This window comes from Gardnerella sp. c10Ua_31 (assembly GCF_055700915.1).
The window spans coordinates 483962-494865 of sequence record NZ_JANUYG010000001.1; the positions used below are offsets into that span (position 1 = coordinate 483962).

9 protein-coding genes are annotated in these 10904 nt (G+C 45.8%); 4 read left to right on the forward strand and 5 right to left on the reverse strand.

Annotated features, from left to right (window positions below; all coding sequences use genetic code 11):
• The first annotated feature begins 122 nt into the window (after window positions 1-122).
• The gene (locus NYP55_RS01945) at window positions 123-545 is read left to right on the forward strand and encodes a DUF3052 domain-containing protein (protein WP_004130062.1); all 423 of its coding nucleotides are present in this window, start codon (window positions 123-125) and stop codon (window positions 543-545) included.
• Between the two features lie 328 nt (window positions 546-873).
• The gene (locus NYP55_RS01950; RefSeq protein ID WP_472781470.1) at window positions 874-2031 is read left to right on the forward strand and encodes an IS3 family transposase; all 1158 of its coding nucleotides are present in this window, start codon (window positions 874-876) and stop codon (window positions 2029-2031) included.
• A 5-nt stretch (window positions 2032-2036) separates the two neighbouring features.
• On the opposite strand, the gene NYP55_RS01955 is transcribed toward NYP55_RS01950, so the two are convergent.
• Both NYP55_RS01955 and NYP55_RS01960 read right to left on the reverse strand, forming a co-directional pair.
• Entirely contained in the window at window positions 2037-2738 is a 702-nt protein-coding gene (locus NYP55_RS01955) for an IS3 family transposase (RefSeq protein WP_415697513.1), read from the reverse strand.
• A 23-nt stretch (window positions 2739-2761) separates the two neighbouring features.
• Window positions 2762-3316 carry a helix-turn-helix domain-containing protein gene (locus tag NYP55_RS01960; RefSeq protein ID WP_016636318.1) on the reverse strand — a complete coding sequence of 185 codons (555 nt, stop codon included), beginning with the start codon at window positions 3314-3316 and terminating at the stop codon, window positions 2762-2764.
• A 221-nt stretch (window positions 3317-3537) separates the two neighbouring features.
• On the opposite strand from NYP55_RS01960, the gene NYP55_RS01965 reads away from it, so the two are divergent.
• Both NYP55_RS01965 and NYP55_RS01970 read left to right on the forward strand, forming a co-directional pair.
• A complete protein-coding gene (locus NYP55_RS01965; RefSeq protein WP_472781471.1) occupies window positions 3538-4857 on the forward strand; it encodes a sugar porter family MFS transporter in 1320 nt (439 codons plus the stop codon).
• Window positions 4858-4919: 62 nt separating this feature from the next.
• Window positions 4920-7382, forward strand: coding sequence for a LacI family DNA-binding transcriptional regulator (locus tag NYP55_RS01970; protein ID WP_472781472.1), 2463 nt, complete (start codon window positions 4920-4922; stop codon window positions 7380-7382).
• A 213-nt stretch (window positions 7383-7595) separates the two neighbouring features.
• On the opposite strand, the gene NYP55_RS01975 is transcribed toward NYP55_RS01970, so the two are convergent.
• The 3 genes from NYP55_RS01975 to NYP55_RS01985 form a co-directional block, all read right to left on the reverse strand.
• The gene (locus NYP55_RS01975; RefSeq protein WP_415697511.1) at window positions 7596-7880 is read right to left on the reverse strand and encodes a hypothetical protein; all 285 of its coding nucleotides are present in this window, start codon (window positions 7878-7880) and stop codon (window positions 7596-7598) included.
• An 18-nt stretch (window positions 7881-7898) separates the two neighbouring features.
• Complete coding sequence (locus tag NYP55_RS01980; RefSeq protein ID WP_115757313.1) at window positions 7899-8171, reverse strand: hypothetical protein; 273 nt, start codon at window positions 8169-8171, stop codon at window positions 7899-7901.
• A 293-nt stretch (window positions 8172-8464) separates the two neighbouring features.
• The gene (locus tag NYP55_RS01985; RefSeq protein WP_415697509.1) at window positions 8465-10339 is read right to left on the reverse strand and encodes a DEAD/DEAH box helicase; all 1875 of its coding nucleotides are present in this window, start codon (window positions 10337-10339) and stop codon (window positions 8465-8467) included.
• Window positions 10340-10904 lie beyond the last annotated feature (565 nt).

Consider the following 10904-nt stretch of genomic DNA (forward strand, 5'->3'; position numbering starts at 1 on the left):
AATAACAAACTATATATAGTGATTTTGTGGTTTCTGGCGATTTTCCAGGCGTGTCTCAGCGTGCCGTGTGCGCAGCTAGGGCGAGTCGCGCAAATTCTTGACGCTTTGATATATTGAGTCACGTGGAACAGACAGCTTTTCAACATGCAGAAGAATTTGGATTCCAACCTGGAGACATCGTACAGCAGTGGCTGTGGGACGATGACGTTGACGATGCGATTTGCAGCAATATCGAAGAATTGACTGGCGAAGAACTTGTTGACGAAGATTACAGCTCCACTGTTGACGGAGTGATTATTTGGTGGCGAGACGGCGACGACGAAGACGAGCTAGCAGACACCATTATGGACGCAACAAACATGTTGAACAGCAACGCACCTATGTGGGTTTTAACACCTAAGCCAGGGCGTGCTGGCTCTCCAAGCTCGAGCACTGTTCAAGCAGCAGCAATGACTGCTGGAATGAACGCCGCAACGCCTTTAACAGTTAGCGAAGATTGGAATGGTATTCGTTTGCGCGCATTCGGCAAAGGCCAAAGCAAGTAGTAAATAGTAAATAGTAAATAGTTGACGCTTTTGTAGCTCAACACTGATATGTACCCCTTTTTCTGGACAGTTAGTGAAAGGGTTATTTCATGTCAACTAGTAAATATAGTTACGAGTTTAAAAAGAAGTGTGTTGAACTATATCGTCAAAACCTGGAATTACCAACACCTAATAATGTTAGTAAACGTAGTTTTTCAATCTTGTATTGCTTTGGTCGTGTTTAGCAGAAGCTAAAGGGTTTGAGGTACTTAAACCACATACCAAATATAAGTATTGGGATCCCGCGGAAGAACTTTGCTTAGTAAACCAAGTTCTTGCTGGGAAAAATATGAACCAGGTCGCAATCGAGAACGGGCTAGTGATAAGCCAAGTAAAAAGATGCGTGCAAATATACGAAACTGAAGGTTATATTGGTTTAGTAAAACATACTCGTAAAAAACCAGTAAAAGAGCCTCGTATGAACAGTAAAAACAGGAAAAATGTTAATCCTTTAACAATGAGTGAGCGTGAAGAACTTAAGTTTCTTCGTGAAGAAAACGAGTATCTTAAAGCGGAGAATGCAATAATAAAAAAAACTCGATGCCTTGAGCAAAGCAAAGAAAGCTGCTCTACTCAAGGCGAAAAAGCAGAATCAGTTAAACAACTTGTTAAACAGGGATATAAGCTGAAGCATCTTCTTCATGCTATAGGAATGCCAAGGTCTACTTACTATTTCGAGATAAGTAAATCACATGTTGTTTATATGAGAAACAAGGATTTAATGGAGCTTATTCAAGAAATATTTACTCACCATAAAGGCAGGTATGGTGTTAGAAGAGTGCATGGTGAGCTATTAAACCTTGGGTTTAGGGTTAACCATAAGCGTGTTCAACGTTTAATGCGCATTATGCGACTGGCTGGTAAGCGTCCGAAGGAAAAATATCATTCATACTTGGGTGAGGCTGGTAGAGTCGCGGATAATATTATTAACCGTGATTTTACTACTACTGCTCCTTTACAGAAGTGGACTACTGATGTTTCACAGTTTACTTTCCAGTGGGGTAAGTGTTATCTTTCACCAATACTTGACATGCATACAAATGAGATTATTTCTTACGATTTATCCTTACATCCTGATTTAAAGCAGATAAAACGCATGTTAAGTAAGGCTTTTAAGCGTTTTTCAACGTTTAAAGGGCTCGGGTTTCATTCTGATCAGGGTTGGCAGTATAGGCATGATTATTTTATAGGTTCTTTGAAAGAACACGGGATTATTCAGTCTATGAGCAGTAAGGCTAACTGTTATGATAACGGGATTATGGAATCGTTTTTTGGTAGGCTTAAGAACGAGATGTATTACGGTTACGAGCATGAGTTTGTTTCGTTCGCTGAGTTTGCTAGAGCGTTAAAAGAATATATTTATTATTACAATAATGAGAGAATCCAGAAGAAGACTGGGCGGATGTCTCCTGTTAAATGCAGGAAAGCATCCATGCAGCGTAGATAGTGTGATTAAGTAAAAGGGATATGTGTCCAGAAAAAAGGGGTACATATCACATTATCGGGTGAGCACCCTTTTTTAGACATTGATTGTATGATGTGGTGACATCGTAAAAACGCTGCAAAATCTCCGCCACGATAGTGGGATCCTCTATCAGAATGAATTATCAACGAATTATCGCTAATGGGTTCTTCAAGAGCCATATTCATTGAAGCCATTACTATTTCATTACTGGGATGGAGCCCGCTAGCCCACCCGACTATCTTGCCGTCAAAACAGTCGATAACAGCTGAAATATACAGTTTCGATTCCGTCGTGATGAACTCGGTTATATCTGTAAGCCATAGCTTGCCAGGGGCATTGGTGTGAAAGTTACGCTTTACAAGATTTTCAGGAGCAGGCGCTATCTCACCGTTATAGCTCGAATAGCGCCGTTTCCGACGCGGATAACGCACAAGGATTTTATCTTCGCTAATAATCTTACGCACTACTTTTTCGCTGACTCGTATTCCACGAACACGCAATACATGCCAGATACGACAATAACCATAAGTATGGAAAGACTCACCAGCAATAGCGGCAATATCTTTACGTAACTGGCAATATTTATCCCTGCGAGCCATTGCGTGAAGCTGGTAGTAAAAACTTGAGGAAGACAACCCCACAACATCAAGGAGCATTCCCAACGGATATGTATCTCTAAGAGCGTCCACTACCTACGCTTTGTGACGATTCGTCAAAGCTCCGGGTAGGACGCTGACGTCTTTTTTATTAACTCCAGTTCCTGATCCATCACCGCCTTTTCCACGATTAGCTTGGCTGCTAAGCGTTTCAACTCTTGCGGATCATCAGGCAAGGACGCCTCCAGCGACTTAACGGTAGGTAACTTAGCCGCTTGCCCTCGTTCCTTTCTACTCATTAATACCCACTCTCCTTCCTGCCGGTAGCGCCCCACCCAACTGTATACACTCATCGGGCTACACAAACCCAGGCGCGAAGCGATTTGCCTAGGACGCGCACCCTTGTTGAACATCTTAACCGCGCTAAGCTTTGTCTTAAAAGGATAATGAGTAGGTCTTTCAGCCCGCCTAGGCTTCAATACCGGCTTTCCCGCCTCCCGAATCCACTTATGCAACGTCCAACGCCCAGGATAACCCAGCAACAAAATCGTTTTAGTTACCGACCCCGTACGCCTATATACCCTCAACGCCTCACGTCGCTGCTCCAAAGAATACGAAACATTCATAAAATACTCTCCAACAATCCGTCCGCACCCCCTAATGGCTTTCATGCTCTTTAAATATCATTTATTAGCCGGCAGAGCGCGGAGAAAATCTCCTTGAGAAATTTGCGCAAAACTTTTCTCCAGCCTCTATCTTGTGCGCGATATGTTTCTTAACATTTAGATACCAGCCCAAATAGTAGAGTTGCTCTGGATGCAAAGATCGCATCTCCTAGCATCTCTATCAATACGGCTGCCAGATAATTGTTTTCAAAGACGAGTAGGAAATTATGAAAAAACATCTAGTACCATTTTCCGCCACTGCTGCATCACTGGGTGGCTTCCTTTTTGGTTTCGATACGGCAGTAATTTCGGGAACCACAGCCACCCTGCAAGATAAATGGGATCTCAGCGCTGGGCAACTCGGTTTTACCGTATCTTGCGCGCTGATCGGCACTATTATTGGCGCTTTATTCGGCGGTATCCCCGCGGATCGGTGGGGACGCCGGCCAGTTCTCAAAGGAGTGGCCTCCCTCTACCTATTGACCTCCATATGCGTAGCTATCGCCAACAGTTGGGCATTTTTCTTAGTATTTCGTATGCTAGGCGGCATAGCAGTAGGTGCATCTTCCGTAATAGCGCCACTATATACTGCAGAAATATCTCCAGCTGCCCGCCGCGGAAAACTAGTAGCTACCGTGCAACTCAACATAGTTATCGGAATAGTAGTTTCGTATCTATCTAACTACGTTATAGTTAAGATGATGCCTATCGAAGTAGGCTGGCGTTGGATGCTCGGAATTCAAACAATTCCATCGTTAATTTTCCTCGCAGTTTGCTATTTCATTCCCGAGAGCCCGCGGTGGCTACATCAACGCGGTAAAGAAAAAGAATCTTTAACAGTCATGAAAGATCTATGGGGAAACGAAGAAGCCGCAGAAGTATTGGCCAACATGCAACAGGCCGTTCCACAAGTAAAGACAAAAGAACCTTTCTTCTCCAGCCGTACTGCCCGCCCAATTGCGATGGCTATTCTTATCGCCTTCTTCTCCCAGTTCGCTGGCACTAATGCGGTACTTTACTACGCACCTTCTCTCCTACAATCAGCAGGTATTGCGGGCGATGCCGCTTTCGCATCCTCCATATTAGTAGGGTTGACGAATTTAGTGTTCACACTGCTGGGACGTTTACTAGTAGATAAAGTGGGGCGGCGGCCGTTAGTAACTTTGGGAGCTGGAATAGATCTGTTAGCTTTGGTAACAATTGCAGGTATTTTCTACTTCTCCGGCAATAATCTATCTACCACTACGGGCATTATCGTTTTGCTTTTGATTATCGTATTCATTGCCGCGTTGGCGTTGGGAATCGGCTCAGTACTATGGGTATTCATCTCGGAAATCTTCCCACCCGAACACCGCGCCAATGGGCAAGCCACTGGTTCGGCTGCACATTGGGTAGCGGCAGCGATTATTTCCAGCACTTTCCCCGTAATGTTTAAAGCCTCTATGACTTTCACATTCCTGTTCTATGCAGCTTGTATGCTGGGTGCAGTGATTTGGTCATGCACTATGATGCCGGAAACAAAGGGATCTATCCTCGAAGAAGTCTAAAGAGAGCAATCTAGCTCAGCAGCGAGGCCAAAATTAAATCCGTACTTGCAGAGGATGAAAAGATGCAAAAAGTAAGTATGAAAGACGTAGCGCAATGCGCTGGCGTATCCATCACTACCGTATCTCATGTCCTCAATGGTACTCGCCGCGTCGATGAATCTACGAAGATGCAAGTTCTAGCAGCTAGCAGGGCACTAAATTACAGTAGTCCGCACACTGTGCGCTCTTTACAAGCAGGAGCACTGCCGAAGATAGGAATCGTCGGCACCTTGCTTGGAAATCCGAGTGGAACTGCATTAAATCTAGAGCTAGCAAGGCAAGCCACCGATAGTGGATTAACACCGTTCTTATCGGATATTGGCGCAAATGTGCTTACAGAAGAAGCCGCTCTGAATGCTTTGATTGCCCATCAAATCGATGCGGTAGTCATTAGTCCTATACCAGGATGGCGGCGGCATTCTCTGCCCCGTTTACGCAAACACAAAGTTCCATTTGTGGTAGTCAATAGCAACGATTTAGCTGTGATTGCGCCGCAGATATGCACCGATCATCAGCAAGCTATTAGAGATATTACTATGCATCTGCTGGAGCATGGAGCACGGTATCCCGTACTTTTTTATCCAGATAGACGCATTAATAACGGATCGCAGCATTTGCGGGGATTCGAAGAAGCCTTGATTGAAAAAGGATACCGGGTAACGCGCCGGCAACTGGTAAATACTCCATCCTCTCCGAGGGGAATCCAGCGGCACATATCTTGGACTTTGGATAATTTCCCGCATATCGATGCACTTGTATTGGGCAGTTCTGCTATGTGCGCACCCGCTTTAGCAGAAATTCGCCGCCGCGGGCTCACTATCGGAAAAGATATCCGAGTGGGAGTATTTGAAGATTCGGAAATCTTCAATGATCACTTCTTCTTGCGCGCAATCGACCCGTTAGAAGAAGTGGCAGAGAAAGTAATTGAGAAAATTATTTATTTTCTGCGCACCCAAAGTGGAGCCAATACTGAATCCTATATCGACTTAGTACCTTGCCCGCTAGTTAGTGGCCCAAGTTGCGGTTGCCCAGCTGTTGAGCAGGAAATACCGCCTTCAGAAACGGAATCACATCCTCTTTATGCCTCTGCACATGGGCGGCGGCATGCCGGATGGATTTCCGATAAACCACAAATTACGAAAAATCGAAAAAATATCTTATCTAGTACGAAAGAAAATACTATGACTAAATCTAATAATTTCCCCGATAAATTCTTCCCTGGCCTGCATATGCGCCCTGATTTCGGTTGGGTGAATGATCCGAATGGAATTCACAAGGTCGGAGATACTTGGCATATGTTCTACCAGTTCAACCCGAAAGCTCCTTGGCATGATCACATTCATTGGGGGCACGCCACTTCCAAAGATCTAGTAAATTGGAAATCGCAAGAAATTGCGCTAAAACCGCGCTCTGGTAAACCGGATGCAAGTGGCTGCTGGTCTGGGGTAGGGCTGGTGCATGAAGGAATTTCTTCTTTGCTCTACACCGCCGTCACGCAGCTCGATGGCCCCTCTCTCACGGTACTAGCAGAGGAAACAGCTGACAGCACCGGCTGGGAGCCTACGAAGGTAGTGGCCACCATGCCTCCTATTAAAAATATCCGCGCTATGCGCGATCCTTTCGTTTTTGAAGTAGATGGCACTACTTACGCTATTCACGGCGGCGGTTTTGAAGACGGCACGCCCGCTATATTCCTTTATGACTGCACTGATTGGTACAACTGGAAGTATCTAAATACACTGCTCGTAGGAGATGATCCTATTGCTTCTATTTACGCCCCCGCTTCAATTTGGGAATGCCCGCAACTGGTAAAAATCGGAAATTCTTGGGTACTTATTGCTTCGCAATGGGTAGAAGCCGAAATGCTTATGGATCACTTAACCGGAGTTGCCTACCTGGTAGGTGATTTAGATATGAGTGCCGGATATCCCCGATTCATTCCGCGCACCGGCGGCAAATTAGACGCCGGCCCCGATTTTTATGCTCCCCAATGCGTAGTAGATAAAGATCGCATTCTCATGTGGGGTTGGACGTGGGAAGGCTCCGATCGCAGCGATGCAGATATTGACGCATCTGGATATAACGGAGCACTCACCCATCCGCGCCGTTTGCATATTTCGGAAGGAAGAGTGTGGGCTGCACCTGCCCAAGAACTCTTCGCTTTGCGAGAAGGGAAAGTGGAAGTGATTACTGAGCTCCCCGATACTTTGCAATTCTCTCTAGATATAGCTGGCATCGGGACTATTGCTTTGCTTGATTCGAGCACTAATGAAATCCTCTTCTCCGCAGAGATTAGCAATCCGGCTACGCTCTGGGTAGATGGATCATTAGTGGAGCTATTCCAAGACGATACTCCCTCTTTTACGCAGCGTATCTATCCGCAAGGCTCGCTCCAGTTACAGCTATCAGAAAATCTACAAGCAACTTTCTACCGGCTATCTGCTTTTGATGACGACGGTACTCGCCTACCGCGTGCACTGCGTTAAAAAACATCGAAGCCTAGAAGTTTCTAGATAGATATTGGGTCGCCCAGCTTTCTTGCCGGGCGACCCAAATTTTCCTAATTGGTTTCATAGTTGCCGAAGATGCTACAAATGCGCGAAAGTAGCGGCGGGCGCGAGCGGCCCTGTTAAAAACCGGTCGCCAGGTTTTAGTTGAAATCACGAGGGTGTTTCGTAAATACTCTCAAAGCGCTATGCCTAGGTGTCAATATGCGCCGACGTTGCAGTGGTTGGTTTGTTCAGACCCGCTTTCGAACCGAGGTCAATACCGAGTTTCTCTTCAACCTTCGCAATTGCCGCCTCGTTCTTCTTATTCAACACAGACTGCAAGAAATCCGCCTGGTTCGGAACATCTTTCATCCACACCAGCATATCCAGCAGGTTCGTCGTCGACTTACCGTCCTTATCCTTACCCGGAAGCAACATCACCTCCATAAAGTTCGCCGTCGTAAACGTCTTCGCCAACGCATCAACCTTCTTCATAGAGCCCTCGCCTCCCTTCTACGAAGCGAGCTTATACATCATGCCCAAAGTCGCTTTCTGGGAATCATTCAAAGCACCCGCCAGGCTCTCCAGACGATCCGCATACTTTGCAAAAACATCCTTCGGATCACTCGACACCTTCGACACACCACCCACAGCCCCAGGAATCCCAGACACACCACTCGAAGGCTGCTTAGCCTCATCAAGAATTCCCTGCCATTGAGCCTTGCCAGCCTCGTGAAAAGCAATGTAGCGTTGCGCCGCCGCGGATTGCATCCCTTTCTCAGACACCGAACCGCTCGCATAGCTCGGAGAATACGCAAAAATCAACCGTTGTTCTTCCGTGTAATAGTTGCTGACTGCCAGCCCATTTGTAGTATCCGGACCGAGACACCCAATGATATATACACCTTTTTTCTGGACAGTTAGTGAAAGGGGGTACATATCACGGCGTATTGAACAACATTTTCGGGAAAAGTTGACGCACTTTGTAGCGATTTACGGCGTGTTGAACAACAAAAAGCGGAAAACAACTCCGCACTTTGTACCAAATTCGACCTAAATCACGTACAAAAAGCGGAAAATTATGCGTGACGTTGCGAACTATGCGAGTCACGCGAACTGCGCGAATCATGCGAACGTCCGCGTCCTCTACCTTTGCCTCGGCCTCTACCCCGGCCTTTGCGCTTTGGCTGCTCTGGCTCTGGCATACTCCAGCCCTCTTGCAAATCCGCCAAATCGCCAACAATCTCTTGCAAAATCGGCGACTCTGGCTTAGCGTCTTGCGCTTTAGCGTTAATGCCAGCACGCCTCAACATAGTGTGCGCCATTCGCTTTTGATTAGGCAACACAAGAGTCACAACATTACCCGACTCGCCTGCGCGCGCAGTACGACCCGACCTATGCAAGAACGACTTTGGGTCCTCTGGCGGCTCCGTTTGCACAACAAGCGCCACATCGCTAATATCAATGCCTCGCGCAGCAACATCCGTAGCTACTAGCACGCGCACATCTCCGCTAGCAAAAACGCTCATATGCCTATCGCGTTGATTTTGCGACAAGTTTCCTTGCAAATCAACTGCAGGAATCCCCTGTTGCACAAACTTTTTTGCCATATTCTTGGCTTGATACTTTGTGCGCGTAAAGAATATTGAGCGCTTTTTGCCCGAAGCCAGCTTTCGCAAAACTTCGTACTTATCTGCCGCAGAAACGCCAAAAACGTAGTGTGTCATTGTGTCTACTTGCGAATCCGCGTCATCTACAGCGTGAACAAGCGCATTTGGCAGGAAGCGATTTACTATAGTCGCAACTTGCTTATCTAAAGTAGCAGAAAACAGCATGCGCTGACCGTTTGAATCAGTCTGCTCAAGCAAGCGCGTAACGGCTGGCAAAAATCCCATATCTGCCATCTCGTCGGCCTCATCTAAAACGCTTACCATCACTTTTTCGAGCGTTAACGCGCCTTGACGCAGCAAATCCTCTAATCGCCCTGGGCAAGCCACTACGATTTGCGCTCCCTGCTTAAGAAGCGCCATTTGCTGCTTGTAACGCACACCGCCATAAACCGTTACAGTTTTCATGCCGTAAGCAGCCGCTAGAGGCGCGATTACGTCGTCGATTTGATGCACCAGCTCGCGAGTCGGCGCCAAAATCATTGCGTGAGGCTCTGGAATATCGTCTTCTTTGCGATTCTTGTTTTTTCTGGAAGCGCGACCCGAGTTGATTAAATCAACAAAGTTCTCAGCCAATCGCGCAACAAGCGGAATAGAAAACGCTAGCGTCTTGCCACTTCCTGTTCGTCCGCGCCCAAGAATATTCGCACCTTGCAAAGAGTCTGGCAAAGTCGCTTGCTGTATTGGAAAAGCCGTGTTTTTGCCGTCTGCGCGCAAAACTTCCACCAAAGGCTGCGGAACGCCTAGCTGCGCAAAGGTCACGTCATCGCTGTAGTTTTCGCGTGATTCCACAGCTGTATCTGGAATCATTACGGAGTTTTTTTCGACTTCTTGATTTTGCTTATTTGAATTTTGCTTATTTTGATTACGATTATATTGATTTTGCTTATTTTGATTCTGCTCATTTGAATCATGATTTTTTAGATGACGATTCTTAAAATCACGCTTATCAAAATCACGCTTGCTAAAGTCCTGCGAAGTAAAGCTCTTCTCTCCAAAGTCCTTCTCAGCTTCTTGAATTGCCATCTCTTCGTATTGCAAAGCTTTTTCTCTGGCGCGACTTCTAGCTTTATCTGCCTTACGATTGCGTGCTTTACGCGCGTTAAAATCGTTATTCTTGCGATTTCTTCTATATTCAAACGGATTTTCTTTGGACTTATGGCCTTTTTTAGAAAAATTCTTATTAGCGCTTTGACTTACAGCGGATTTTTTACTATTCGATTTTCTAGCAGCAGTTTTCTTAGAGCCTTGCGTTTTAGCAAACGCATCATAATGAGTATGTGGCACAATAGCCTTTCGTATTTTATGATTGAACAATTCGATTGACGAATCTATAAAAAGTCATGAACTAACCGAGATTAGCACACACCCCACACAAAAACACACAAAAACTAGGTATTTAAGATATATGCAATTATTCAAGTGCTTAAGAGGGCTGCGAATCGGCTTGCATAAGCGCTTTCATGTAGTGCGTTTGTATCAAAAAACACTGAGATTCGGTACAAACGCACTACAAGGCAGGTCGGAGCGCAAACTAGGTAGAGATTCGAGATTTTTCGCACTGAATGAGATGAACCTCAGCATGAAATGGTGATTCATCGAATGAAGAAGAAAAATCGAGAATCTCGGTGATTAAAGATACGAAAAAGTTCTAGCATGCAAGAGGGCTGGGTGATTCTTGGTCGAACAGTATAAGAGCGGCAGCCGATACCAGATAATCCAATGAGCCACCACCACAAACAAACTTCAGCCAAAAATAAAATCAAAGCCAAATCGGAACAACCGCAACATAAAACAACACGTAAGAGGCGGAGCGTTGTGAGACAAGAATTAGCCAGCCCTCCTACACACC